Here is a 25,657-nt window from a genome sequence, read left to right on the forward strand (position 1 = left end):
ATTCATCACCGACACCTTTAGAACGGAGAAAGATTCAGGAACAGACGCTGTAACCAGCCCATTTGTTCGGCTTCGTTGATATAACCGTTACCAACATATTCGATACGCGCATCGGCAACCTGCGTGGAAACCACTGTATTGCTACCACTGATTGTCCGTGGGTTAACCACACCGGTGAAACGGATAAACTCAGTCCCCTGGTTTATCGCTATTTGCTTTTCCCCGACCACGCGCAGGTTGCCGTTAGCGAGGACATCGCTGACCGTGACGGTGAGCGTACCGCTGAAAGTATTTCGAGCAGCCGCACCGCCTTTACCCGAGAATTCATTTTTGCCGCTGATCTCCGTATTAGCCCGATCGCCACCAAACAATCCTTCGATAAAGTGCGGGATTGTCTTGAATGAAAGTCCCGTCGAACCGCCGTGAGAGGCATTGGCAGACGAACTTTTGCTGGCGCTGACATTTTCCTGCAACACGATGGTCAATGTATCACCCACATTTCTTGGGCGACGATCTTCAAACATCGGCTGAAAGCCATAGTTCATCGTGCCGCCAGGCTGAAAAATCGCGCCATTATTAGCAGGCTGATACGGGATCTGCGGCGTCACAGATGTTGCACCTTCGACCAACGGTTTATGAGGGATATACGCGCATCCTGAAAGAAGCGCCATCAGGGCAACATGCGTTAACAGACGCCGCAGTAAGCGGCCAGAATCTATCGGATAGGTCATAACGATCACATAATAAAAAAAAGCCGCGAAACCACCTGCGGCTCAAAGGCACAAATCAAAGCTGCGTTAAACGCTGCAGCATCTGGTCCGAAGTAGAGACAGCTTTGCTGTTAATCTCATAGGCACGCTGAGTCTGAATCATGTTGACCAGTTCCTCGGCCACGTTGACGTTAGACGTTTCCACGTAGCCCTGTCGCAGCGTACCTGCGCCATTCTGACCAGGCGTTGTTTCATTCGGTGCACCGGAAGATTGCGTCTCCCGGTACAGGTTTTCACCAATGCTTTCCAGACCGGTATCATTGATAAAAGTACTCAGGGTAAGCTGCCCAACCTGTTGTGGCTGCGCTTGCCCGGCAATGGTGACGCTGACGATACCGTCGTTGCCGATGGTGATAGATTTCGCATCCTGCGGTACGTTTATCGCCGGCTGAACCGGATAACCGCTGGAAGTCACCAGTTGACCGTTCTGGTCAAGCTGGAACGAACCATCACGGGTATACGCTGTGGTGCCATCCGGCATCATCACTTGCAGGAATCCATCCCCTTCAATAGCCACATCTTTCGAGTTGTTGGTCTGGGCCAGGCTGCCCTGGCTATGAATTCGCTCAGTGGCCACCGGTCTTACCCCTGTTCCTAACTGTAAACCGGAAGGAATAGTGGTTTGTTCAGATGACTGAGCGCCCGGCTGGCGTAGCGTCTGGTACAACAGATCTTCAAATACAGCTCGCTGACGTTTAAAACCATTGGTACTTACGTTAGCCAGGTTGTTGGATATAACATCCATATTGGTCTGTTGTGCTTCCAGGCCCGTTTTTGCAATCCACAGGGAACGGATCATGCGTTATTTCTCCTTACCAGTGATTAGCTGGCGCTCAATAACTGATTAGCGTTACGTTCATTGTCATCAACGGTTGTGATGACCTTCATGTTCATTTCAAAGCTGCGCGCGGTGGTGATCATGTTCACCATTGAATTGACGGGGCTGACATTGCTGCCTTCCAGCATCCCCGGCATAAGCTGCAGACTCGTATCCGCCGCCAGCGAACTGGCATCACGGGTATGGAATACACCGTCATCGCCATGCTGTAGTTCGCCTGGTAGCGCATTGACAATCTTGATGCGCCCGGTTTGCGCTACGGCTGACGGTTCTTCACCGGCACCCAACGCAGAAATGGTGCCGTCTGGCGCGATAGTTAACTTTGCCTGAGTAGGTACGGTCAGCGGACCGCCATCGCCCATCAGTGGCAGACCACGGACTTGCAGTTGCCCGTCCGCCGTCATCTGAATATTGCCGTTTTTGGTGTAACCTTCGGTGCCATCGGGCAGTTGTACTGCCAGCCATCCTTCTTTCGGCAGCGCAACATCCAGCGGTCGGTCGGTTTTTTCGACTGTTCCCGAGGAGTAGTCACTACCAGGAGTCGATTCGGTCACCAGCGTGCGGGTCGCCATTGACGGGCCGTCTACCGGAACGGCACGATAAGCGGCAATCTGTGCGCGAAACCCCGGCGTCGAGGCATTAGCCAGGTTATCAGACACCACGGCCTGGCGATCGAGAGCCGCCGTTGCGGCCCCCATAGCGGTATATATCGCGTGATCCATGTTTTGCTATTAACCCAGGTTAACCAGCGTTTGCAGGACTTCAGACTGTGTTTTGATGGTCTGAGAGTTGGACTGATAGTTGCGTTGGTAGACGATCATGTTGACCATCTCTTTACTCAGATCCACGTTTGAGGCTTCCAGTGCGTTACCACGCAGCGTACCGAGGTTCCCGGTATCGGAAATTCCAACGACCGGCTGGCCGGATTCAGGGCTCGCAGACCAACAGTTGTTCCCTGCTGGCTGCAGCCCGCCGGGGTTATTGAAGTTAGCCAGAACAACCTGGCCCAGTAACTGCTGCTGCCCGTTGCTGTAAGAGGCCACAATCTGACCGTTATCACCAACAACGTAACCCGTCATCGTACCCGGCGCATAACCCGTAGTTTCCGGGCTATCCATAGAGTTATCGGAAGCTTGTTGCGACAGTTTGGATAAATCGAGATCGAAGCTAAGTGGTGCGGCACCATTATATGAAGCGCCATCGACTTTCAGTTTAGCGGGAGTCGTAACGAGTTTTCCGCTGGGATCAAATGTTATGTCAAGTTTTTGCGGTGTAGCGCCCGGAGCGGTGGAGTCATTAGAGTAGACGGACCATGTGTTATCGGCCGTTTTGACAAAATAAACATTAATGGCATGCTCATTACCCTGGCTGTCATACGCATTCACCTGGGTGGAGTAGTTATAAGAATCGCCATCGGTAGTGCTGAAAGGATGAGCCAGCTGATCAATTTTTGTATTGCCGGAATCCAGGTTACCGCTCAGGCTACCTGCATCAGAGGCTTTTGCCGGCATCGCGCCCGTTGGGATCTGCAAAGGCCCGACCGGTGAACCAGCCTGGACAGTTGGCGGTGTACCAATGGCCATATAACCGCTCAGGCGCATCCCCTGGCTGTTCACGATATAGCCATTGGCATCGGTCTTAAACTGACCGTTACGGCTATAAAATATTTTTCCCGCTTCGGTTTCCATACGGAAGAAACCGTTGCCCTGAATACCCATATCCAGCGGGCTGGCGCCAGCGCCAAGAACACCATCGCTGAAATTCTGATCAACGCCAGCGACCTGAACGCCCATACCGATTTGCGAACCTGCAAACACATCGGCAAATGAAATAGAGCCGGACTTAAACCCGACAGTTTGCGAGTTGGCAATATTGTTGCCGACGACGTCCAGCGCCTGTGATGCGGCGTTTAACCCGCTAAGACCTTGTGAAAAACTCATTTTATTTCCCGAAAAACAACGTAGTAAAAGTTGTGTGAAATTGATTATTCAATGAGATAGACATTGGCCAGAGTGGCCGTCTCATCATTACCTAACTGCAGAACAGCCCCTGTCTGGGTGAAAGAAACACTGTCTACTTTTGATTTTTTCAGCGACACGATGTCAGGAGTACTGCCGTCCGGATTGGTCGCGGAATACGAAACGGTAAAATTCGTATCGCTTACTTTGCGTGGATCGGAAGGCTCGAAATCACTGAGATCGTCCAGGGTATATTCATGCACGCCGGCTTTAACATCTTTCAGTTTTCCGGTGTAAGCATTTCCTGCATCATCAGTCAGCGTGACAGTGACGTCGCTCGCATCCTGATTGACAGAGAGCGCAAACTGATTATTGCCACCCTGTGCGGTAGAAACAGTGGTATCACCTTCTACCAATACCTGGCGCCCTACCCATTCGGCAGCATTCATCTGCTGCATACTGGTAACCAGCATCCCGACACTATTCACAGTGCCATTCAACTGCTGTACACCCGCCGCCGTATTAAACTGCGCCAGTTGGGTCGTAAGCTGGTTGTTATCCATCGGATTGGTGGGGTCCTGATTCTGCATTTGCGCAACCAGCAACTGCATGAAGTTGTTCATAATATCTTCGGCGCTGCTGCCATTGGTGGCGGAGGCCGCGCTATTACTGGTTGCTGCTTCACTGGCTTTATTTGCTGCGGCAGAACTGCGTTGTGTCATGACGGGTAAAACCGACATTACTATTTCCTTACTGACCCAAAGTCAGTGTTTTGAGCATCATGGTTTTGGCGGTGTTCATTACGTCGACATTGGCCTGATAACTGCGGGAAGCTGAGATGGTATTAACCATTTCGCCCACCACATCGACATTCGGCATATGGAGATAGCCTTTGTTATCTGACTGAGGGTTGTCAGGGTCATAGACCAGACGATCCGGCGCATCGCTTTCCACCACATCACTGACTTTCACTCCACCGATCTCCTGATCCGCAGCATGATCAACGCTAAAAATGACCTGTTTGGCTTTATACGGTTTACCGTCCGGCCCCGCGATACTGTCGGCATTGGCCATATTACTGGCGCTGACGTTCAGACGCTGAGACTGAGCGGCCATCGCTGAACCGGAAATATCAAAAATACTTAGAAGTGACATAATTTTATTTATCCCTGACTAACAACAGTCATCATGTTTTTAATCTGTGATGTCAGAAACGTTAAACTGGACTGATATTTCACTGAGTTATCTGCAAAATTAACACGCTCGCGATCCATATCTACGGTATTACCATCAGCGCTGGGTTGATCGGGTATACGATAAAGAGGTCGCGGATCACTCATTAAATGCGTACTGTCAGCAATATGTCTTTCAGAGGTGACCGTCAGACTCATATTATTGTCAGCAGCCTGACTGCGGTTAACGGCTTCCTTTAACTGTTGCGAAAAATCGATATCCCGTGCGAGATATCCTGGTGTATCAGCATTCGCGATATTAGAAGCAAGGATGCCCTGGCGTTGCGTCAGCAGACTCAACGCATGCTGCTGAAACCGGAATTCACTGTCGAGTTTATCCAGCATGAGATAAAACCTTTCTTGTTTATTAACAATATTGCGGTGCATTTTATGGTGAGAGGTCGAAAAAACCATAACGCAAATATGCGACAGCAATGACGTCAATTAACCAGATTGTTCCCCAAAATCGCATACAAAAAACACTTTGATATATTTTGAAATGTCTATCCGGTAAACAAGCGCTTTTATGCCATCACATTAGCGAGTAAAAATTTTGTTTATCAGGATATATTATTGTGCATTTCTTAAGTCGAAAGCTTTTCTGACGAAAGGTCGATAACAAATGTTATTTAAACGTTTACCCCTGGTTTTATTACTTTTCCTGATCGTTTATCTTAATCTGACAATCCTGGCTCATGCCTCACAGTCAACCAATCAGTCGCTGCCGTCACGTATCGCATTGCTGCTGGCCCCCTATAGTCAGGGAATGCCACAATTACAGGTTACGATCCTGACGCCTGCCACTCAGATGGCATCATTGTGTGAGAATCCGGCATTGCGTTTGCCTGGCCATCCAACAAAACTAAGCGGTAATCACAGCGTTATTGCCTCTTGTGGAACACATCAGAAATTCATCCAGGTTTCTGTAAGCGCCACCGCGACATACTGGCTGGCAGCACATGAACTTACGCCAGGGCAAACGGTAAGTCAGAATGATATCCAGTCACAGCGAGGGAATATTGACCATCTTCCAGCCGATCTCATCCTCGACCCACAGAAGATTATTGGTGCGACACCAACCCGATGGATACAACCAAATCATCCTCTGACTTTCAGCGAACTACGCCAACAATGGGTGATCCACACAGGTGAAAAAGTTGATGTTATGACCAAAGGCGATGATTATGAGATTCATACCATCGGAAAAGCATTAGACAATGCAACCCTCAGAGAGTCATTTCGTGTACAAATGCACTCCGGGCAAACCCTGCTGGCGACAGCCGTAGGTAACGGTAAGGCATTTATCAGCCAGAACGACTGACTTCAGTTATTTCCCTGTACGCCGATATCCATAGTAACCATTCATTATTATTTCGAATCAGGATAACTATGAGTATCGAGCGTATTTGCCAGACCTCTCCTGTACAGGGAGCTGATATCCGACAATCAACGGATTCACGTCAGCCTCAACCGCAGGATGGATCACTGCGATCCGACGATCAAGATGCCAGTGTGCATGTTGAATTAAGTCATCTGTCTGACATGTTTACTTCAGATGATTCCAACGATGTAGACCACGCCCGCCTCGCCAAAATCTCTGCGCAAATAGCAGCCGGAGAATTAACCCTGGACAGTGATCATATCGCCGCCCGGTTGGTTGATGAGATTATTCGATTTTCATAAACCAGGAGCAACAAAGTGAAAGATCAGTTAGAAAAAAACCTTATTAAATTACAAACACTTCTTGATGAGCTGGAGGGGACCTTGCTGGAAGAAGTTTCCCAGCTCAGCCGCGCGAGAATAAATCCAGTCTCGCTTCAGGTTATCTCTGACAATAAAAGTCGTTTGTTGGCTGCAATTAATTTTTATGATGAAGAACGTAAGCATGCAGAAAAAAATGCACAGCTTTATATTCCTTATAAAAATAATGCCAGACTTGCCACTCGTTGGGAAGGAATTACGTTGGTGCTACGTCGTGCAAGTGATTTGAATCAAAAGAGCAATCAATTACTCGAAATCCATATGGAAAGAGTAACCACGCTGAGAAAATTAATAGTACAAACCGGAAGTATGCCATCACTTTATGGAGAAGACGGCGATCATTCTTATCATCATGTTGGAAATAGTTACCGGATTTCTGTATGAATCTGGCGATGATAGCAGCCAGAAAACCTCTGTCACTCCGCGCCTTTATAATCGCCACCATCCCTGCCATTCTGTGCATTTAAAATCCACAGATGGCAGGAAGATATGCGTATTAGTTTTCATTAAATCTCATTGCTTACATGTTCAAGTGATTGTTCTTTCATTTTCTTGCTTGCGCGAGAAGGTGGAAAACAAAGGCTACAGGTAAAGGTGTGTAAACTGTATCCTGGTGTTGTGACAAAACTGCCACCGCAACCGCAACAACGCGTCAATTCAACCATTCCGCAGTCAATAAAGCGTAACAGCGTCCAGGCTCTGGTTAAGCTCAGGATAGACTTTTCACCGGATTCCTTCTGGATCTGGTCCAGATACAGTCGGTAAGCTTTGAGCATGACTTCGACTGGACGGCCAAAGTTTTTCTTTTGCAAAAAGCGATAGATGTTATAGAAAATCGAAGAATGAATATTCTGTTCCCATGACATATACCAGTCAGCAGAAAATGGCAGCATACCTTTTGCAGGTGAACACCCTTTAATTTCCTTGTAAAGTCTTAATAACCACCGACGACTCAGATTAGTTTCACTTTCAAGAACCTGCATTCTGGCGCCAAGATTAATCAGTTCCATTGCAATTTGAGCATCCTTAACTTCATTAATAATGCTTTTATCACTCATAATCGTACCCTCAAATGGCAATGTTTTTCTGTTCGGACAAGGAATCCAGTAATTCTGTGGAAAGAATAATTCCAGTGTGAATACGTTGCAGAGCATCAATCCTTGAATCTCTGGTTAAACAATTAAGTATCATTTCACTGTCTATACGTAAACGACAAATTAATTGTCCGGTAGATGACAGTTTAATCAACTGGGGAAGAGATAAACCTACCAGAGATTCCATTGTCGCTTCATTTAGTCCCAGTCTGAACCCGGCAGATATTTTGTCCTCCAAAATTAATCGTTGTGCCAATAAAAGGTAAGTCAGATTCAAATCATGGATTGCTTGTGATTGTTCAGAAAGTTCAATCGCATTCATTACGTTATTTCTCCAGACAGACTCTTATCGAGTTCGTTTATTAATATTTAGACACAAAATAAAACATTATATTATCACCTGATTCTACTAAACACATCAGGTTGGCTTACTGATAAATATTTAAAGATGACTGCTTCAAAATAATATTCTGGCGTTGGGAAACCTATGTTTTTTGCTATTAAATGCAAAAAAGCCATCTAACATATTATTTTAAAAGAAAAATTTATACTGTATACGCAGACATGCCACTCTTATGGTAGTCACCATAAATGTCGATATGGCATCACAACACTGTGAGGATGATTTCAATTTTACATAAAAGGTCATAACTCTTATGAATGGTGATAACTATGGGTTATTTCCAGAAAAGCAAAATGCCGTTGAGTTATTTCATGAGTTAGATTTTAAACAAATGATCTCGCTATCAAAAGACCTTAGGAATCATTTCATGATAAAATGTTATTTCAATAAAAACAACATGTTACATGCGTAACATAAAAACATTCCTAATGATGTTTAAGTTATAATTAAGTATCTTGTACTGAGAAATGATACTTTACAGTAAATTCAACTGGCTTAGAGTGATTTCATTCTTAAAAGCTGTCATCCACCTTTCAATTGAGTTATCAGACAAATACTTATTTTTGTATGCATTGCTGCTTTTCGTTGATATCAGGTCATTCAAACAGGAAAGGTAGTGAAGTGAAAAACGTCGACAGGAGGCACAGCTACGCCATCTCAGACGAAAACGTCAGGAGTACTATGCCTTTAGCATCACCGGTAAGCAGGAAAATAGCAGGATGAAAAGCGCCGTGAAATGCTCTTCAGAGGTCTGAAAACAAAATGGGGACCAGTAAATGGTTAAGCCATTAAAGATAAGGTCTGACAGTAAAACAGCGGTTATGTAGTGAACGACGACTATAGTGCCGGCTCTCTCTTTTCCAACGATGGACTAGCGCGTGAAGGATCAGAGAGCCGTTATTGCTATTGCCGTAAAATAGTGGTCAATATTTATTATATGACCACTACAGTGACAGTGTTCTGACAGCACTTCCCGGAATGGGTTCGTACTCTTATGCAGCTAAAAACGCCCTAAATACGCAAAATTCATTCTGACTACCAGGCGCTATACCCTTCCCTTCTACACTATATGGTACAGACTCCCATTCTCAGACCTACTTTTAACAGTTCAATGCCACTATGCACATCCATTTTTTTCATCAGATTTAAGCGGTGTGTTTCAACTGTTTTATTACTGACGTCCAAAATCTTTGCGATATGTTTGTTTGTTTGCCCATCTGCAATAAGTTGCAGAATTTGTCTTTCACGCATAGTGAGAAAATTACAAGGGACGGGTTTTCTTGTGGTGGGCGATGTCTGAAGTAAACCATCATCAAAATAATGAGTATTATTATAAATATTATCAATCGCATGGTTTAAATTTTCAGGAGGGCTGGTCTTCCAGACAACGCCCATAGCACCGGCATCAATGAATTTGTTTGCATCTATATACGGTTTTTTTTCCATATATGATATTAATTTTGATTTTATTCTCATAGAGCGTATCCAGCGTATCAGTTCAATGCCCTCCAGACCATCAGAGAACTCACCAAGAATCAATACATCCGGTTGATATTGTGAACAATACTCAGCTGCACTCAGAGCATCAGTGAAGGTAGATGATATATCATAAAGAGATGGATACTTTGATAAGAATGTTACAATTCCATTTAACATCAGTGGATATTTATCAGCTACCACCACACTAATTTTCTTCATTGTTTTCTTCCTTTTCTGGCGAATCCCTGGATCACCCTACAAATTTTAGGTGATTAACCCTATTGATTGTAAAAAAAACAAATTATATAGTCATGATGAGAATATGATTTGTATTTCATAATAACTGTTATAATCCTGTGTAAACATCCGCTCATAAAAATATAATTATATTTAATAAGTGTTAGTCGTTTATCAGAACAACTATCTACCCTGATAATTGCTCAATGCTGTTGGACTCGCTATTAACAGAGTTACCTTGTTGTTTACACCATTAGATAGTGATTTATTTCATAAATATCATCGTCCAGTAACCTACCACTTGCATACCGTTATGTAGATTACGTCCCTTCCGCAGCACCTGATAATCCGCTGACCATATAGTCAGTTTCGGGCTTGCCTCCACTGCGTCATTTGCAGAGCATTACAGGACAGCAACACCATCATCCACGATGATATCCATCAGTGGATGCCTCAACACGGCCAAAAGTCGTTTACCTCCAACAGGTACAGTTAGTCTTCACTTGTACGTAATCATGTGATGACGTTCTGTTTTAGCAGGTTCTCCATTACTGCCAGACGATGCTTACAGTAGCTAACCAGGCTGTTTCTGGCGGAGTTTTCTCGTGCCTGAACTCTTTATACCATCGGGTTGTGTTGCCTGACGGAGAACATTGCACATAACGGTGTTGTAGTACTAACGGAACTGCTGTCGTGGTGTGGATAGGCAGGATCGAGTTCATGGCAGTAACCGCAACATCTGTGCGCTGCCGCGAAATCAGGGTAAGTGCTGTTACGGGGTATCCTGCTGGTTGATACTGTTCTGTTATGTGGAGTCACCTCTGGTTCAGAGTTTACTCACGTCGTAAGGAGTTGCGGGTAATTATTATGTTCGTTTAGATCATAAAAGTTGATCCTAAATAGATCCATTTAAGATCCTAAATAGATCCCCGATCGCTGTAGCCTGCGCCCACTCTGCCTTTCAGACGATATCGATAAGCTATAGTTTGTAAAATATAAGCTATAGTATGCACATATATAAGTTGTAGTGAGATAAACCCAGGCTGTAGTTTGCTATCTATATAAGCTATAGTGTGCATTCACTATAAAATGAAGCGATACATATAATGAAATTTTTCCTTATTTTATAATGAGATACATACAATAAGATAACGTTATACAATAGTATCAACAGGTTATGCACAGCTGTATCAACAGCGCATTTTTTTGTGCTATTAGCTCGGTTATATGGACTGGGTGCCCAAACTTGGAGCTGGTTTTGGAAAAAGATATTGATATTAAAAGCTTTTTTGATGAGGTGGATAAACGAACAGGAGAAGTCGTTTCTCTTACTCCAAATGCAAATAACACAGTACAACCTGTTGCTCTGATGCGTCTGGGGGTATTTGTGCCTACCCTCAAATCGCTCAAAAACAGTAAAAAAAATACACTCTCAACGACAGATGCTACTGAAGAGCTGACCAGGCTCTCACTTGCTAAGGCTGAAGGCTTTGACAAAGTGGAAATCATTGGTCCGCGACTGGATATGGATAATGATTTTAAAACCTGGGTTGGAATCATTCATTCCTTTGCAAAACATAAGGTTATAGGTGATAAGGTTCAACTTTCTTTTGTTGAATTTGTAAAGCTTTGCGGGATACCCTCAAGCAGATCCTCTAAAAAGCTTCGTGAACGCATCAGCCCTTCATTAAAACGAATTGCCGGGACAGTCATTTCTTTTACCAGCCAGACTAAAGAGTATACGACTCATCTGGTTCAATCCGCGTACTACGACACCGCTAAAGATATTGTCATACTTCAGGCCGATCCCCGGTTATTTGAACTTTATCAGTTTGATCGGAAAGTCCTTTTGCAACTGAAAGCGATAAACGCGCTGAAGAGACGGGAGTCTGCACAGGCGCTTTACACCTATATAGAAAGCCTGCCCAAAAATCCTGCGCCTATCTCAATAGCGCGTTTGCGTGCCCGACTAAATCTGAAATCGCCTGTTTTTTCGCAAAATCAGACGGTTCGCAGAGCTATGGAGCAGTTGAAAGAGATTGGATACCTCGATTACACGGAGCTGCAACGTGGCCGTAGCGTGTATTTTAACGTGCATTACCGTCGGCCTAAGTTAAAAGCGCCCCGCTCGGATAGCGATGCCTACGAGCAACCTGAGCATATAAATGATTCGGTTGACTCTTCGCTGATTGAAAAAGTTAAGCTGCTTGAAAAGCTGGGAATTGATCTCAAAGATTTGGAAGCGCTTCTGAATCTTCGTAAAACATAAGCTGTAGTCAGTAACATACTCATGGATGCTCACTATAGCTTATATTCAATGGGATAGTGCTTCTCAGATTTACAAAACTGGCATTTTTATATCTCATATAACTTATTGAAAATTATATATTATTCTTCACTTTCTTACATCAGCAGTGGTACAGGCCTGTATTGCTGTTGATGTCTTTTAAACTACGTTATGCATAGTCTGCTCTTCTCAATTGTGTTTGTATCGACGAGTTAAGCTGTACCGCTTTATATGCGATAAACAATAAAAATCATTTAAATCAATCAGTAATGGTAAATGTGTCAGGTTTGAGCGTCAGTATTAATACTGACTATAGCTTATATTTATCTTATAAATATCGACCCTGCATCCTCTCTATAGCTTATGTTACTAGCTATAGTTTATGTTACTGTCTATAGCTTATATTACTGCCTATAGTTTATTTAGGTGAAACTAACGTACTGATATCCCGGAAAAAGCTGATAGAGAAAGGTTTTGGATAACCGAGCTCAGAAGTGAAGGTTCGCGGCGTGGTTATCAGGTAAAGAGTGAGCGATAACTGATAAAGTGCTTATAGAGTGCTGTTACATTGATCGGGGGAGCATATTCATGGGGGGATTAGCTAAGGTATCTGTGATATCTGTATGATTTATCATGCATATTTTTGTGGCTGCTCGTTATTACAAAAAATGAAAGGTCACTCTGATGGTTTCCATAACATAATATCTACTCTCTATAGTTTATGCTGCTCGATATAGTTTAGATTGTAATAATATGCTTATCTCCAGCTTCGTTTGAGCCGACTCATCTTTGTATCATTCTAAATGAGTTTATTAATAAACCGTAAATAATTCATAGTGATAACTATCTTCTTGCATAACTGGTTTGGATAGCTATTGATTATGTAAATTTCTACTACCCTCATTTGTTAATGATGGCGTGTTACTCACTGTAGCTTATCATCCTGAACAGATGTGTTCTGTCTATAGTTTATAATAAGATGCAGAATTCTTTATTATCATCAGTAAGCATATAAATAATCGATTCAGGTATTAATACGGATCACTACAACCTACTAACAGTTTCCAATGTCTTTTTTCCTTTCAATCAGTTATTAGCAGGATTGTGTTCCTCATTTGCTTGTACCTGTCTGTAGTTAAACCACTTTTATAGTACTAATTTTTGTATGGGAATTAATCTTCTTTGCTTGCGATTTTTAGTTCGTTTCTGATACCTCATAGTCTGTTGTCTGAAGTGATGATAATAGCATCTGTATTCTTTCCTAAGCTTTTGCCTTTAGTTTAGTTCGCCACTTTGTGGAACTATGGCATTATTTTTCACTTCATATGCTACTTTCAATTATTAGTAACCATAATCAACCTTTTCTTCGCTCGATACGTGTTGTCGACGAACAAACATCAACTAATTGTTTTAGCTGAGTGTAACTGTGCCGATTTCACCGTGAAATTGATGTGTAAAAACAATATAAATCAATATGTTATTGATGGTTTTTCTATGGCGAAATCGTCAGAGACAACAGATGATGCGGTAGCCTGTCACTTTGTGATTTTTAGCACAACTAGCCAGATTTTTATTACCTGTGCATTGAATCCGGAGCTGAAGGCGAAATTCTTACGTCAAATTTGTGAACTACACAGTAGATCAATGAGCCGGTTAACTGAATAGCCAATGAATGACCTCGTAAAAATAAGAGACAATGAGTTGGTTTAAATCGTGCTCGCTTAAAAGGTTATTTATATTTAATGTTGTCATAAATGTGATGAGGTGCCCGAAGTAAGAGCTGATTCGACGTATGTTAAAGGGCTGACAAAAGTATGCTGATCCCGCATTACGCTGCATTTGACGATTTCACCCTGAAATTTTTTGAAAAAATGCAGTAAATCAATGGATTGCTCACATTTAAGATTGGCGAAAGTTCCTGAACGTTCACGACAAAGAATGGGGCTGTAAGCGCATAATTTTTCTGAGGGTAAAACTGCATTGCTAAAAGATAGATTATCGTAAGGCGATAACCTGATAGAAAAGATGCTTATTTCAGAATGTAATGGCTACTGTATACCACGAGTTCCGCATGTGACTTTTCAGGAAAGAGAGAAGAAGCGTACAGATAATTACTGAACTGTTTGCCTGTAAATGGTATTGCGCTATCGGATGTTTGAGCCTGTGGCGCCTTTATGAATATTGGTAAGTTTGAATAAAAGGGCTGAAAGGATTTGGCGCCGTGGGAGCCACTGATTATGTGTTCTGTGCTTGTTGAGTAGTTGTGCAGACATCTAAAGTTCAGTGTGCTGATCCTGTTGAAAGGAGGATATCGCATATGTCAGAAAAAGATGGCCAGAGATGCTCTTCTGTATGTGTGATGAGTTATTCAGACACCGTTGCATTGAATGGAACAGATGCGTATTCGACTAAATGCGGGATGGAAACTGCAGCGGCAAATGTAGATTGTGGCAGCGTTAATACTATTGCCGATTATGTAATTAATGCCGCCTCTAACATCATCATGCATGTCATTAACCAAAATTTTGGCAAGGGACAAAAAAGAGAAGCGCAGGTCATTACGGGTTTATTCATGGTATCGTCGCAAATAACAAAGATGCCTGAAAGCGTAGAAAAACAACGTGCTCAAAAAAACTATGCTGGAACATTGCGTTACTTAGTCTCTCAGAAGCATGTCAGTTTAACGTTATTTGTATCCGTAAATGATAAAGTTGATTGCATCAATCATCGACTATTAAACCGATTGCTTGATATTGCAAAAAACGCTGATTATCAACAGAACTTGCTGCAGACGTTTCAGCTCATCGATATCAACTTCTTTATGCATGGTGTTGATGATAAGGAGGCAAAAAAAACAGGGATTTGCGGGACATTAGTTTTTCGTAATGAGACTTCATCACACGATAGTAGTGACATACCAACATCTGTCCAGTTTCCCATTCAGGTAGACGATGTAAGTAAAAAAACTTACGTGCTGTCATTTATCAAAAAATATTACTATCCAGATCCTCATGAATGCACCATTGAAGGTGATTTTGTCGGTATCGCACGAATAGCAGAAAAATTAGATAAAGCACGTCAGCAAGCTTTAATCGGGGCAGAACGTTACCAGAAAGCTAATAATAAGCTTAATGAATCAATTACGAACTTATTGCACGATATAACGCAATGTATTTCTGGCGTATTTGAGCTGAATGACATAGAGGCGAATTTTAACAGGATTTATCAGTATATAGATGTTGTAAAAAAGGAACATGAGAACAGAAATGAAGAATATAAAAAATGGCAAAAGTGGTCATTACAGTACATAGATTATGCAAAAAAATTCTTAGATAACACACTGACTATACAGGACTATATAAGTGCTGTTTTGGCGATTGCTGCGGGGCTAAATGCTTTAGGTGATGACTATGCTGTTGTTGCCAGCAGGTATCTTGGTTCAAAAGGCTTTACCATGGATAGTCATGGTAAAATTAAAGCAAAATTTAGCATTCCTTCCATCTTAATAAATGGGAAATTGGCAGATTACAATTTTGAATCTGGTACAGAAATATCGATTCTTGCTGAGGCTGAACGTTGCTATTTAAGCTGTGAGAAAACTGAATTTATTTGTCAGAGTCATGATATTGTCCCTGCCGTTGACTCTTCTCTTGAGTTCGAAGTTAAACAAATCATTGAGCAAGTAATTTATTATAAGAATAGCGGTAATGAACTTATAAAGCGTGGCGCTGCCATTTTCATTGAAGGGTTAGGGTAGTTACAACGCCGTGTGACTCACTATCCCTGAGGCTGGGATTACCTGCTCAGGGCATTCCTCAGATATTTTTCACATAAGCATTTCATCGACTTTGTATCGGTTCATCCTCGATACAAACGCCTCCATCCACTATTGATATCCCCTGAGAACAGCCTTCCTGGCGCTTTCCGCTTAAGTTCGTGACTTTTACTCTTTAGAATTTTTCCCTTTGTGCCGATTTGTACAGTAAGTCAATGTTCGTGACGGCAACATTGCAGTCTGGCTTTATGCGTATACCCACAGAAGAAGAGTATGTTATGTCCCGAACCATGATTATCGAAAATCAGAGTCAGTATGTTGAGATGAAAAGCAACACATCGCCGTTATTCAGCGAAGATGCAGCGAGCACAATAGCGATGAAGAAGGCGCTATTCCTGGGGAGGGTGTATGGTCTTAATATCATCTGGCAGCCGGTGTTTCCCGAAGATATCGTTTACTGATGAATTTACCAATGAAATCTCTGGCTCATGATTACAGACCTGACTACAGGTTTCTCAACGCGGGAATAATGTTCTGGACCCTGGCATTAATTTTCTGGTATTCAGGAAAACTGTTTATCTCATCCATATTATTTTTCTTCATAATTTGCTCTTTCTCCACTCATTTTTTACAGAAAAGGATACTCATGATGTTTAATAAATCTAAAGCAGCAAAAGATAAATTAGAAATAGTGTCAGAAAAGGAAAGTGCAGACATCAGTAGTCCCTTAAAGAAAATTGAAAACAGAAATTCAACTAGTGAGAGTGGAACAGATAGTACGGTTATTGCCAGTGATGTCGTCTTTGATGGAAATATAAACTCTAATAAACAAATATATATCTATGGTTGTGTGAATGGGAATGTCCTTGCTAAGGATGGACTGGTTAAAATAATGCGTAATGGCGTGGTGGAAGGCAATATTACCAGTCGGGAATTAATTGTTGATGGCGTTATAAAAGGGCACTGTCAGTCTGATTCTGTCGATATTTATGAAAACGGACGACTTGATGGCACATTAGTTTATGTTTCTTTATCTATTAAAAAAGGCGGTGTTTTGACTGGTAAGGCTGAAGTATTAACCCCTAATCCAGCAAAGCAAAAAGTTGTTGATCTAAAGAGTGAGAAGGTCATTGCCGTTCCAGAGCAAGCTGCAGTACGTGGAAAGTGATAAACTGAGCTATCTATATTTTTCTTGGGAGATCTCCAGTCCATCCACGCATCGGATGTCCTGAAGTCCTCCCAATTTTTTGTGTTGTCCGCACACAGGGATTGAACGCCTCAGGAAATCATCAGACGCCTGGCTCCCAGATAATGGCGGCGGTAAAAATCTTTTTCCAGGCTGACAATTTTGACATTTTGCCCCGTATGCGGCGCTTCTATGAAATGACCATTTCCCACATAAACACCGACATGATCGACTCGTTCTCCATGCATTGAGAAAAACACCATGTCACCGGGTTGTAGAAGCATATAAGGCACATGGTGTGCCTGTGGCATGGAATACATACCGGCGGCGGTCCTGGGAAGGGTAATGTGAAAATTCTTACGCCACGCGTACCAGATAAGACCACTACAATCAAATCCGGTTTCAGGAGAAGCGCCTCCCCAGCGATAGGGTTTACCCAGCTGTGCCATCAGCGTATTAATGAAGACTGTATTGGGCGACAATTTATGCTGTTTTGTCGATTTTAATGTCGAGTGTGATGTTTTTGTTTTTCGATGATGATTGACGACAGGAGTGTGTCTGACGTGGTGGACCGGCGATGCCAGTGTTGAGGCATGGTAACCTAACATCAGTAAAAACAATAAAGAACGATGATGTCGATACATAATGTAGACCTCTCGTTAATTTGTAGAAATTCCGATGCTGTAAATTCACCCGATGATTTCTTTAAGATTTCTTTGAACCCGAGAATTGGCTCGATGTGTAAAACCGTTAACGCCGGACCGACTATTGAACGGGTAGAAAAGATCGGATTTTGTGCGTCTATCATTGCAAGGTGAGACAGGAATATCCTGATGGTGTCGTGATGAAATTCTGATGGGAAATCATAAAGCAGGACTTGTTACAATGAATCTACTTTGCTATTCGGTGATGGTCAGAACGTGAAATCTGGACTGTGTTTCCTTAAAGTAATTTACTCTTTGGTGTGGCCATTTAGATATATCACCAGTGATTTATTTGTTAATGAATTGTACACCTGATAGTGATTCTATTTTATTTAAGTATGGGTTTAGACATTTTATAAAGCAGTAGTAACTGAATGAAATTAAATAAATATAAATCAAATTACTTGTAAAATACGCAAAACATGCATGTTCTGGTTAACACAGGAATGACGTGCTTGTAAGTAGCGAATTAAACACAGATTGCCGATCATGTAATTTATACGCAATAAAATCAATGAGTAAGATTGTCCCGTGACGGCTATAGTGGTGATATATCAGCTTCGGAGTATTAAAAAACATTATTAGTTACTGCGATTAATATCTGTGAACTTACCGGTTGGTTAGGTGTCTTGAGTTATTGAAAACAAGCTATTTGGGCATCGATTAAATATAAGTGTCTTTCGTCGAGAAAACTGCATGCCTTTTTTGAGGGACGACACCTGTATATAGCTTCGATGGGATATTAATTAAAAACAATCTATTCTTTTAGCCAGGAAAATAAAAATGAAATTTACGCTAAGTCAGTATTCTCTGCTGACCTGTGCTTTTTTTATTGCGCTGTCTGGTAATACTCAGGCGGCTACGACCTATATGGAAGCCAGTAATGATGCTATGGGGGGAACGGGGGTTGCATCGTCGCATTATTGTGCGGCAGCACTCGCTAACCCGGCACTGATGACAAATGCCACTGCTTCCGATGATTTCAGCATGATTATGCCGTCAGTCGGAGTACAGGCATCCGATCCTGACCATCTGCAGGATGGCGTGGATGGTGTGAAAGATGCATGGGATCGCTATGAGGCAGAACTGTCTGCTACTGGGACACCTCTGGAGGCAGCGACCGATCTGCAACATCAACTGGAGAAATTTAAAAATACACAGGTGAATGTACAGGCCAGTGTGGGCATGGTCGCGGCTGTCCCTAACAGTCAATTGCCTTTTGCCCTGATGATGAAGTCATGGGGGACAGCAACGGTAGAGGGAAAAGTCAGCAATCATGATCTGCAATATCTGGATGATGTGACTAAGGGTAAAATTATTCCAACAGCGGATGACCTTGATACGTTGACATCGAGGGCTTACGGTCGAGCGGCGGCGGTAAGTGAAGTCGGAATTGCCTTTGCCAGGGCATTTGAGACTAACGGATTCAGATATTCCCTTGGCGTGACACCAAAATATCAGCGTGTGGATTTGTTTAATTACAATACCACGGTACAACATTACGACAGCCACGATTTCCGCAGCCGTGAATACCGTAACACGACTGGCGGGGCTAATGCCGACATTGGTTTTACCACAGAACTGAATGAACACTGGATGCTGGGGCTGGCTGGACAAAATATTGTTCCCCGCAGCATTGATACGAAAGAGGTTAATGGGCTGAAAGAAACCTTCAGAATTCGCCCGCAGGTGACTGCCGGGGGCTCATGGCATAACGGAATCGTGACGACTGCGCTGGATGTAGATCTGACGCCGGCCAGTGGTTTTATCCGTGATAAAAAGCGTCAGTTTGCGGGGCTGGGGGCTGAATTTAATGCCTGGAATTGGGTGCAATTACGTGCGGGGTATCGTCAGAATATCGCCTCTTCAGAGGGCAACGCATTTACTGCCGGTATCGGCATTTCTCCATTCAATGTGGTGCATCTTGATCTGGCTGGTCTGGTAGGTGCTGGCCGGACGTACGGTGCAGTAGCCCAGTTGAGCGAGACTTTCTGACAGAAACCAGAATCCGGGGCTTACAGTAACATATTGCTGTTTTAGTTTGGGCATATAGCGGCGCTGTGAAAAATATAGTGAAGCGTATGCCCGTAGTTTTTGTGGCAAGCTGTCGATGTATGATGTCAGTAGGGGGAGCTATATAGCAATACAATAATGTACCGGTAATGAACAGAGATATATGGAAGAATACAAAAAGCGCAATGACTAAAATTCTAACGATAAAGATAATCGAACGTAATCATATTTAGATGATATTTTTTAGATAAAAAAATACCCACCATGATACATGGTGGGGAAATCGAACAATGAGTAGGACGGTTGTAGCAGGAGTTACCTCACACAAGAATCATTATTAACAGGATTAAAAATTGTGTATATAGGGCCATTGCCTGACGAAATTTAGTTTGATAATTATTCTTATCACTTACCTTACATAAGTACTTTGACTTTGGATATCCATCCCCTTTGTTGCATACAAAGTTCCATCCACTCATAACGAGTATGTTCATTTACATCAATCACATAACTTCGTAAGGCTGGTGAGCTTTCATACTTTTTTTTGCAGTGCTTGTTGTTGCGACATTTTTCAACGTGTGTTTCATAAACTGTTCTTTCCGCGACTCTATTCTTAACGGGATATTTCTCTTCAGCCAATGTTCCGCATTCATATTGTGCAGTTGAAAGATCCTGGGCATCATAGCGAGTGCGTTGCCATTCTGTTGTACATCCTGATAATATGAATGAGAATAGTAGTAGTAAGTGTATTTTTTTCATATCATGTTCCTTATGTTCTGTTTGAGTATCGACTTCTTATATCACACACACTACGTTTGTCTAACTGAACAGTATCGTCGAAGCGAAAATTATCTTATTGACCTGTGTAATAAAAATAATGGAAAAATATAAAAATAGAAGATTTGTATCAGATATTCAATACAGTTGATTACTTATGTCTGTGATCATTGAAGGTGGTTAAATATGTCATAATCCTCAGGTGCTTAGACGCTAACTGGCATCAGACAGTTGTTATCACCCTTGTTACGAAATGATGACGAAAACCAGGATACGATAGTTCAGAACGTAAACTCAGTTATGGCTGAGTATGGAATGGTCATAGAAAAATAAGAGAAACAACAGGGGCATATACGGCGGAAAATCGTGGATGCGGGAAGCATGAAGTTACCGTAACAAAAAATAAGGATATCTTCTCAGTGAAGAACAGCAATAATACTCATTCCCGTCTGGTGACAGGAATGAATTATCAATGATAAATGTTAAGCTTGCGGGTTAGTTTTATTGTAAAACGGCATTTCTATGAGGAAACGGGGTATGGTGATCAATAACAAAACGGGTAACTTTGCCGGTTATAGAAGATAAATCGCAGCGGAAATAAAATGGAACCCATTTCTCCCCGGAAATAAGGTATTGGCCATTGCCAGTCAGTCTGATAGGACTATGTAATGTTAAAGTATTTTGTTCCCCGTCACTGAGAATGACTTTCTCGACGAGAGATTCCTGTCTTTGTATAACAGTCGTTGCAACGGGGCGGCATAAGAATTCTGCTATTTGATGTGCTTCAGTCCACTCGTTCTTGATCACCGTTCTATCTTGTTCATTACTGATTTGTGTTGTCATGATTTCTTCAAGATAATTTTTTTGCTGTGTAGTAAGAACTGAAGAAAAGGAAATTGTGGGAAGAATTAGTGCACCGGTAAAAAGCAATCTAGCTGTTATCATGTAATTCTCCATTAAAAACAATATAATCCATAATTATTGAACTATCAGATACATTCATTTTTACACGAAAAATAATAAAATCTTGATGATAATTATGAAATCTGGCATTACCTGTCATTTGATTACATCAATGAAGAATAACAAGTTGCTGGGGAATATTGTTTTGGTTATAACGTAATGAAATGCACATTATGATCGGAGACAAACGATATCAAGGAACATGTTTAAAATTCACCATGTAACTCTGGACGTAACCAAAGATACCGGGGGGAACTGAGGAATCATGCAAGGTGCGCCTCGTCAGTAACCCGAACTTGTTAACAGTCAAAGGTAAGGTCGTGATACAACCTTGCCATTAAAGAAGATGAAAGATGCAATAGAGTTGCATTTTCTGCTGAGAAATTAGTTAGAAAATGATTTACGTGTTAATTATATTGCCTGTAAATGTTTTGTCGGGAATGATACTGTGGTTGCTATATTGTAGTGCTAATAAAAATATTCCCCTGCCATCCGAATGCACAGAGGAACAATAGCTGAAGCATTGCGTAATATTGAAATTTAATTGTTTGAATATCATTAATAAGGGCCTAAACTATTAGGCTAAATAAATAATTATAGGTATAGGGTGTGTGGATTGAACTCAAATAAAATTTAATATTAGTGAAACAAAGCGAGTAATTAAATTACGTCTTATCGCATTTCCAGCTCCTTGTGCATGAATGGTCATTTTATAACCTCGCTTGTAAATATTTTCGATTATCACTGGTCCACCTACAGCATCAATTTTTCTACGAAGCTGAAGAATAAGCTGTTGAATGTTATTATTACTGATTACCTCCCAACGTTCTCCCCAAACAGATTGAGCTAGTTCATTTCGTGGTAGAATACTATCTGACTGCTGCTTGTGCATCAGCGACGAAAACAATGCCGCTTCTTTTGGGCTTAATCGGGTCGACTTTTTACCAAACATAAGTACACCGGTTTCATCATCAAAATTCAATTCAGAGTTCATATTATATCTCCTTGCCAAATATGTATTACCATATAAACATTAATCTATTATCAATACGTGAAACTGGTTAAAACAAAATAATTAATAACCACCTGATAACAGAATTCTGATACTGTCATAATTATTTTTATGTCCCTGGTGATTTTTTTGTGAATTTTGGCAGGCACTTATGTAAATCAAAAGTTTAATAAGCAAGATAAAAGTTACTTGACGAAATGAAGTATACACAAAGAACCTAAGGTGATTTTTTCACTATTTTAAAATTAGCAATAATTCTGGATGCTATCAGCATCGCTATTTCCAGAAAGGGGGTAAAAAACGACATCGAATCCCTGAATTCTTGCACACTGGCAAAATGCAGATTGTTGCAAGTATGCCCATTCATTAATTTCCATATTCACCGTATCGGATTCAGGTGAAGACTGTACAGTGATAAGACATGGGCTGATATTGATAATGTCAGTCAGATCTTTTTTACCTCATTGATAAAGCAGGGATACGAAACACATTGATGGTGCATACCAACCAATGACCCGCTGTTCTGGATGCTTCAGATTTCATCTCTCGCCATAACCGAATCTACGGCAGAACCACTATTTACAGCTGTATTCATCAACTCGTGGATAAGGTGACCAATCTGCGATGGTTTAATGCTGGCACTGAGCCTGGGCAATCATAATGGAGCTTCATCGTTCAGAAGTCGTCAATACAATCGCCAGCACATTGAACACACCTCCTGATGTTCAGGTGTTCCAGGCTCGACTTATCGTTGATGGATGTTGAAAACTTCAAGTTGCGTAGCATGATCCGCAGAAATGATAAAATCAAATAGCTCCAATGAGTACAGGTACAGTATTTTGTTTTTTTTAGTGAATAATTTTATTCCAGGAATTTAGCTAAAAGACGTAATTATTGTTTTGATATATATATTCTTTTTTTCTTTTTTTATTATGTTTCCGATACTATTTCTGATTTACAGAGCTGTATATACTCAACTACAAGAATTTTTGCTTGTGAACGATATATTTTCCTGAAAATGAGTTTAGTTTTGTAACTAGATTCAGGAATGACAGGGGGATTTATATATCGTTATAAATAATGAGTAAGGTAATTATTGTGAAATACTGGTATTCAGTTAATATTCTGATGGCCATAGTTACTATGGGAATGTGGAATAATGCTGTTGCAATCGGCAAGCCAGCGCATATAGACGTTTATGCAGAAATCTCGGAAACAACATGTGATATAAATGTATCAGATGAGAACATAATATTAGGCACTTTCTCTGCAAAAGATTTTGCAACAGCGAAAACAAATGTTGGCGGAAAATCTTTTTCCTTGAGTGCCTCTAATTGTGCCGAGTCTGGTAGCCCTACAGGGGTAACCAATAGTGCAGGCGGTGTTTATGCAGAAGTTTTATTTAGTCCAGGAATGGCTATTCCCGGTGAAACAACATTATGGAGTAACACAGGGAAGAATGATGTAGGTGTCGTTCTTAGAGGCAGTGTGTATGACTTTGCTACTAAAACATCAACTACTGCAGATATTAAAAACAATGATTATATTCAGTTAGCAGATGTCTCTGCAGGAACGAACGTAAGTACAATTGATGGAAAACAAGCAATTATAACCGCATCATTGCAGGCGACAACTGCTTATACTGCTGCTGCACAGCATATTAAAGTACCTGTAGATTTCATGATGGTCTACCAATAGACACGAGGTAAGAGGCTATAGTGCTTAATTTTTTGCAAAGGTATTTATTTTTGTTTTTGTTCCTGCTGCCATCTGCATGGGCAGATGGTATTGGGATTAATGCGCTAAGAATAATTTATCCAGCAGAAAAGAAGTCAGTTTCAGTAAGTTTGAGAAATAATACTGACAGTACCTGGTTGATGCAGAGTTATATTACTAGAGTGAGTGCTGGCAAACCAGACGGGCAGTATTTTAAGGTTCTTCCTGGAATTGAAAAAATTTCTCCAAGAAATAGCGCAACCATCAGGGTTATTGCGACAGAGGAAACTGATAAACTTCCTGGTGATAAAGAGTCAGTATTCTACTTTATTTCTCGAGGCATTGTCGCATCAAACCCATTAGAAGTAGAAATCTCAACGAAAACGCAGGCTGGGATTATATTTTCCTTATCCTCACAAATAAAGATGTTTTACCGCCCAGCTGGATTAACGGAAGAGGGGGCTGATCAAGCAGCCAAAGAAATCGTATTTAACCGAACTGTTACGGGCGTCAAAATCATGAATAATAGTCCGTATTATGTTTCGCTTCATGACCTCTTTTTTGATCACAATAGTATAGCGACTCTTGGTCTGAAAAATATGGGGATGATCTCCCCCTTTGAGTCTATAGAGTTAACTTCCACAAAAATAGCGAATAGCAGACAGGTGTCATGGGTGACTCTCAACGATCTTGGTATGGCAGAAATGCATGAGCGAAAAATTCATTAATATGCGTGCCCTTTACTTTTTGTTAATTATCTTATTTGTATCTGTAAAAAGTCATGCTGATGGGTTAAGTATTGATCATACAAGAGTTATTATGAGCTCTACATTGCACAGCACAGAGATAGTAATTAGCAATACCAGTAAATATACATGGCTTGTGCAGAGTAGAATTGTTAATTCTTCTGGCAGTGCAGAGAAACTAACGCCATCGGCAAATTTTTACATTTTACCGCCAATTTTCAAATTACCATCAGGTCAGTCGCAAACAGTACGGATAATTCGTCGACAACCTGTAGAACAACATAATCAAGAAACATTACAGTATATTGTTTTCAAGAGTATACCGGCGATTGATAAAACATTTTTTGAACTGAACAAGGTAAAACAGCAGCTATCGGTATCACTGAGTTTAATTATTAAGCTTCTTTCACGTCCTGCGGAACTTGATGTATCGTGGGAGAAGTCTGTTTCATTATTATCATTTACGAAAAATGTACATGCATTGACGATCAGCAATACCAGTCCTTACTTTCTGACGCTTAGCAGAGTTTTTGTCAATGGAACAGAAATAGCGTTAGAGGGTAAACAGAGAATGATTACCCCTTTTAGTAAAATTATTCTCGATAAGGTAATAACATCGCCAGGGGATGAAATAAAATGGACTATCATCAACGATCAGGGCGGTGAAACCAGGATGATGACTTGCAATTTATTATAACGAAGGATA

25 protein-coding genes are annotated in these 25,657 nt (G+C 41.5%); 11 read left to right on the forward strand and 14 right to left on the reverse strand.

The window, feature by feature from the left end:
- Positions 1-17: 17 nt before the first annotated feature.
- The 7 genes from D9597_RS21005 to flgB are packed head-to-tail and all read right to left on the reverse strand — an operon-like array spanning position 18 to position 5,143.
- On the reverse strand, positions 18-731 hold the full coding sequence (locus tag D9597_RS21005; protein ID WP_130224450.1) for a flagellar basal body L-ring protein FlgH: 714 nt from the start codon (positions 729-731) through the stop codon (positions 18-20).
- A 55-nt stretch (positions 732-786) separates the two neighbouring features.
- Positions 787-1,569, reverse strand: a complete 783-nt coding sequence (flgG, locus tag D9597_RS21010; RefSeq protein ID WP_130209537.1) for a flagellar basal-body rod protein FlgG — start codon at positions 1,567-1,569, stop codon at positions 787-789.
- A gap of 23 nt (positions 1,570-1,592) precedes the next feature.
- Positions 1,593-2,330, reverse strand: coding sequence for a flagellar basal body rod protein FlgF (locus tag D9597_RS21015; protein WP_130224452.1), 738 nt, complete (start codon positions 2,328-2,330; stop codon positions 1,593-1,595).
- A 9-nt stretch (positions 2,331-2,339) separates the two neighbouring features.
- Complete coding sequence (flgE, locus tag D9597_RS21020) at positions 2,340-3,548, reverse strand: flagellar hook protein FlgE (protein WP_130224454.1); 1,209 nt, start codon at positions 3,546-3,548, stop codon at positions 2,340-2,342.
- Between the two features lie 44 nt (positions 3,549-3,592).
- Entirely contained in the window at positions 3,593-4,306 is a 714-nt protein-coding gene (locus D9597_RS21025) for a flagellar hook capping FlgD N-terminal domain-containing protein (protein ID WP_130224456.1), read from the reverse strand.
- A gap of 10 nt (positions 4,307-4,316) precedes the next feature.
- A complete protein-coding gene (gene flgC, locus D9597_RS21030) occupies positions 4,317-4,721 on the reverse strand; it encodes a flagellar basal body rod protein FlgC (protein ID WP_130209545.1) in 405 nt (134 codons plus the stop codon).
- Positions 4,722-4,729: 8 nt separating this feature from the next.
- On the reverse strand, positions 4,730-5,143 hold the full coding sequence (gene flgB / locus D9597_RS21035) for a flagellar basal body rod protein FlgB (protein WP_130224617.1): 414 nt from the start codon (positions 5,141-5,143) through the stop codon (positions 4,730-4,732).
- A 277-nt stretch (positions 5,144-5,420) separates the two neighbouring features.
- On the opposite strand from flgB, the gene flgA reads away from it, so the two are divergent.
- The 3 genes from flgA (at position 5,421) to flgN (ending at position 6,943) form a co-directional block, all read left to right on the forward strand.
- On the forward strand, positions 5,421-6,119 hold the full coding sequence (gene flgA, locus D9597_RS21040) for a flagellar basal body P-ring formation chaperone FlgA (protein WP_130224458.1): 699 nt from the start codon (positions 5,421-5,423) through the stop codon (positions 6,117-6,119).
- Between the two features lie 68 nt (positions 6,120-6,187).
- The gene (gene flgM / locus D9597_RS21045; RefSeq protein ID WP_130224460.1) at positions 6,188-6,481 is read left to right on the forward strand and encodes a flagellar biosynthesis anti-sigma factor FlgM; all 294 of its coding nucleotides are present in this window, start codon (positions 6,188-6,190) and stop codon (positions 6,479-6,481) included.
- Between the two features lie 15 nt (positions 6,482-6,496).
- Positions 6,497-6,943, forward strand: coding sequence for a flagellar export chaperone FlgN (flgN, locus tag D9597_RS21050; RefSeq protein WP_130224462.1), 447 nt, complete (start codon positions 6,497-6,499; stop codon positions 6,941-6,943).
- A gap of 122 nt (positions 6,944-7,065) precedes the next feature.
- On the opposite strand, the gene flhC is transcribed toward flgN, so the two are convergent.
- From flhC to D9597_RS21065, 3 genes are all read right to left on the reverse strand, one after another.
- Positions 7,066-7,617 (reverse strand): flagellar transcriptional regulator FlhC, encoded by a 552-nt coding sequence (gene flhC / locus D9597_RS21055; RefSeq protein WP_130224464.1) that lies wholly within the window; start codon positions 7,615-7,617, stop codon positions 7,066-7,068.
- Positions 7,618-7,627: 10 nt separating this feature from the next.
- The gene (gene flhD / locus D9597_RS21060) at positions 7,628-7,975 is read right to left on the reverse strand and encodes a flagellar transcriptional regulator FlhD (RefSeq protein ID WP_130209555.1); all 348 of its coding nucleotides are present in this window, start codon (positions 7,973-7,975) and stop codon (positions 7,628-7,630) included.
- Between the two features lie 1,146 nt (positions 7,976-9,121).
- The gene (locus tag D9597_RS21065; protein WP_130224466.1) at positions 9,122-9,754 is read right to left on the reverse strand and encodes a response regulator transcription factor; all 633 of its coding nucleotides are present in this window, start codon (positions 9,752-9,754) and stop codon (positions 9,122-9,124) included.
- A 1,315-nt stretch (positions 9,755-11,069) separates the two neighbouring features.
- Between D9597_RS21065 and D9597_RS21070 the strand changes: the two genes are divergently transcribed.
- The 4 genes from D9597_RS21070 to D9597_RS21085 all read left to right on the forward strand — a co-directional run bounded on the left by D9597_RS21070 (position 11,070) and on the right by D9597_RS21085 (position 17,002).
- Positions 11,070-12,041, forward strand: a complete 972-nt coding sequence (locus D9597_RS21070) for a RepB family plasmid replication initiator protein (protein WP_130224619.1) — start codon at positions 11,070-11,072, stop codon at positions 12,039-12,041.
- Between the two features lie 2,335 nt (positions 12,042-14,376).
- Entirely contained in the window at positions 14,377-15,816 is a 1,440-nt protein-coding gene (locus tag D9597_RS21075) for a hypothetical protein (protein ID WP_130224468.1), read from the forward strand.
- Between the two features lie 296 nt (positions 15,817-16,112).
- Complete coding sequence (locus D9597_RS21080) at positions 16,113-16,295, forward strand: hypothetical protein (RefSeq protein ID WP_130224470.1); 183 nt, start codon at positions 16,113-16,115, stop codon at positions 16,293-16,295.
- A 185-nt stretch (positions 16,296-16,480) separates the two neighbouring features.
- Positions 16,481-17,002: a polymer-forming cytoskeletal protein gene (locus D9597_RS21085; protein WP_165383557.1), complete on the forward strand. Its 522-nt coding sequence runs from the start codon at positions 16,481-16,483 to the stop codon at positions 17,000-17,002.
- 110 nt (positions 17,003-17,112) lie between these two features.
- Here the strand turns inward: D9597_RS21085 and D9597_RS21090 are convergent, their stop codons facing one another.
- On the reverse strand, positions 17,113-17,664 hold the full coding sequence (locus D9597_RS21090; protein WP_130224474.1) for a C40 family peptidase: 552 nt from the start codon (positions 17,662-17,664) through the stop codon (positions 17,113-17,115).
- An 843-nt stretch (positions 17,665-18,507) separates the two neighbouring features.
- Here D9597_RS21090 and D9597_RS21095 point away from each other — a divergent pair.
- Positions 18,508-19,719, forward strand: coding sequence for a conjugal transfer protein TraF (locus D9597_RS21095; RefSeq protein WP_130224476.1), 1,212 nt, complete (start codon positions 18,508-18,510; stop codon positions 19,717-19,719).
- A gap of 432 nt (positions 19,720-20,151) precedes the next feature.
- On the opposite strand, the gene D9597_RS21100 is transcribed toward D9597_RS21095, so the two are convergent.
- From D9597_RS21100 to D9597_RS21110, 3 genes are all read right to left on the reverse strand, one after another.
- Positions 20,152-20,496: a hypothetical protein gene (locus D9597_RS21100; protein ID WP_130224478.1), complete on the reverse strand. Its 345-nt coding sequence runs from the start codon at positions 20,494-20,496 to the stop codon at positions 20,152-20,154.
- A 519-nt stretch (positions 20,497-21,015) separates the two neighbouring features.
- Complete coding sequence (locus tag D9597_RS21105) at positions 21,016-21,459, reverse strand: hypothetical protein (RefSeq protein WP_130224480.1); 444 nt, start codon at positions 21,457-21,459, stop codon at positions 21,016-21,018.
- Between the two features lie 640 nt (positions 21,460-22,099).
- On the reverse strand, positions 22,100-22,471 hold the full coding sequence (locus D9597_RS21110; RefSeq protein ID WP_130224482.1) for a winged helix-turn-helix domain-containing protein: 372 nt from the start codon (positions 22,469-22,471) through the stop codon (positions 22,100-22,102).
- 1,116 nt (positions 22,472-23,587) lie between these two features.
- Here D9597_RS21110 and D9597_RS21115 point away from each other — a divergent pair.
- From D9597_RS21115 to D9597_RS21125, 3 genes are read left to right on the forward strand one after another with little or no spacing between them, the layout of a single operon-like run.
- Positions 23,588-24,187 (forward strand): type 1 fimbrial protein, encoded by a 600-nt coding sequence (locus tag D9597_RS21115; protein WP_130224484.1) that lies wholly within the window; start codon positions 23,588-23,590, stop codon positions 24,185-24,187.
- Between the two features lie 20 nt (positions 24,188-24,207).
- Positions 24,208-24,933, forward strand: coding sequence for a molecular chaperone (locus D9597_RS21120; RefSeq protein ID WP_130224486.1), 726 nt, complete (start codon positions 24,208-24,210; stop codon positions 24,931-24,933).
- The gene (locus D9597_RS21125; protein ID WP_130224488.1) at positions 24,914-25,648 is read left to right on the forward strand and encodes a molecular chaperone; all 735 of its coding nucleotides are present in this window, start codon (positions 24,914-24,916) and stop codon (positions 25,646-25,648) included. The genes D9597_RS21120 and D9597_RS21125 overlap by 20 nt, the downstream gene beginning before the upstream one ends.
- Positions 25,649-25,657 lie beyond the last annotated feature (9 nt).

This window comes from Escherichia sp. E13S3 (assembly GCF_004212325.1).
Taxonomy (GTDB): Bacteria; Pseudomonadota; Gammaproteobacteria; order Enterobacterales; family Enterobacteriaceae; genus Escherichia.

Bases quoted from the DNA above. Each gene is read 5' to 3' on its own strand.
- D9597_RS21005 (WP_130224450.1), bottom strand. From the start codon at position 731: ATGACCTATCCGATAGATTCTGGCCGCTTACTGCGGCGTCTGTTAACG.
- flgG (WP_130209537.1), bottom strand. From the start codon at position 1,569: ATGATCCGTTCCCTGTGGATTGCAAAAACGGGCCTGGAAGCACAACAG.
- D9597_RS21015 (WP_130224452.1), bottom strand. From the start codon at position 2,330: ATGGATCACGCGATATATACCGCTATGGGGGCCGCAACGGCGGCTCTC.
- flgE (WP_130224454.1), bottom strand. From the start codon at position 3,548: ATGAGTTTTTCACAAGGTCTTAGCGGGTTAAACGCCGCATCACAGGCG.
- D9597_RS21025 (WP_130224456.1), bottom strand. From the start codon at position 4,306: ATGTCGGTTTTACCCGTCATGACACAACGCAGTTCTGCCGCAGCAAAT.
- flgC (WP_130209545.1), bottom strand. From the start codon at position 4,721: ATGTCACTTCTAAGTATTTTTGATATTTCCGGTTCAGCGATGGCCGCT.
- flgB (WP_130224617.1), bottom strand. From the start codon at position 5,143: ATGCTGGATAAACTCGACAGTGAATTCCGGTTTCAGCAGCATGCGTTG.
- flgA (WP_130224458.1), top strand. From the start codon at position 5,421: ATGTTATTTAAACGTTTACCCCTGGTTTTATTACTTTTCCTGATCGTT.
- flgM (WP_130224460.1), top strand. From the start codon at position 6,188: ATGAGTATCGAGCGTATTTGCCAGACCTCTCCTGTACAGGGAGCTGAT.
- flhC (WP_130224464.1), bottom strand. From the start codon at position 7,617: ATGAGTGATAAAAGCATTATTAATGAAGTTAAGGATGCTCAAATTGCA.
- flhD (WP_130209555.1), bottom strand. From the start codon at position 7,975: ATGAATGCGATTGAACTTTCTGAACAATCACAAGCAATCCATGATTTG.
- D9597_RS21065 (WP_130224466.1), bottom strand. From the start codon at position 9,754: ATGAAGAAAATTAGTGTGGTGGTAGCTGATAAATATCCACTGATGTTA.
- D9597_RS21075 (WP_130224468.1), top strand. From the start codon at position 14,377: ATGTCAGAAAAAGATGGCCAGAGATGCTCTTCTGTATGTGTGATGAGT.
- D9597_RS21080 (WP_130224470.1), top strand. From the start codon at position 16,113: ATGTCCCGAACCATGATTATCGAAAATCAGAGTCAGTATGTTGAGATG.
- D9597_RS21085 (WP_165383557.1), top strand. From the start codon at position 16,481: ATGATGTTTAATAAATCTAAAGCAGCAAAAGATAAATTAGAAATAGTG.
- D9597_RS21090 (WP_130224474.1), bottom strand. From the start codon at position 17,664: ATGTATCGACATCATCGTTCTTTATTGTTTTTACTGATGTTAGGTTAC.
- D9597_RS21095 (WP_130224476.1), top strand. From the start codon at position 18,508: ATGAAATTTACGCTAAGTCAGTATTCTCTGCTGACCTGTGCTTTTTTT.
- D9597_RS21100 (WP_130224478.1), bottom strand. From the start codon at position 20,496: ATGAAAAAAATACACTTACTACTACTATTCTCATTCATATTATCAGGA.
- D9597_RS21105 (WP_130224480.1), bottom strand. From the start codon at position 21,459: ATGATAACAGCTAGATTGCTTTTTACCGGTGCACTAATTCTTCCCACA.
- D9597_RS21110 (WP_130224482.1), bottom strand. From the start codon at position 22,471: ATGAACTCTGAATTGAATTTTGATGATGAAACCGGTGTACTTATGTTT.
- D9597_RS21125 (WP_130224488.1), top strand. From the start codon at position 24,914: ATGAGCGAAAAATTCATTAATATGCGTGCCCTTTACTTTTTGTTAATT.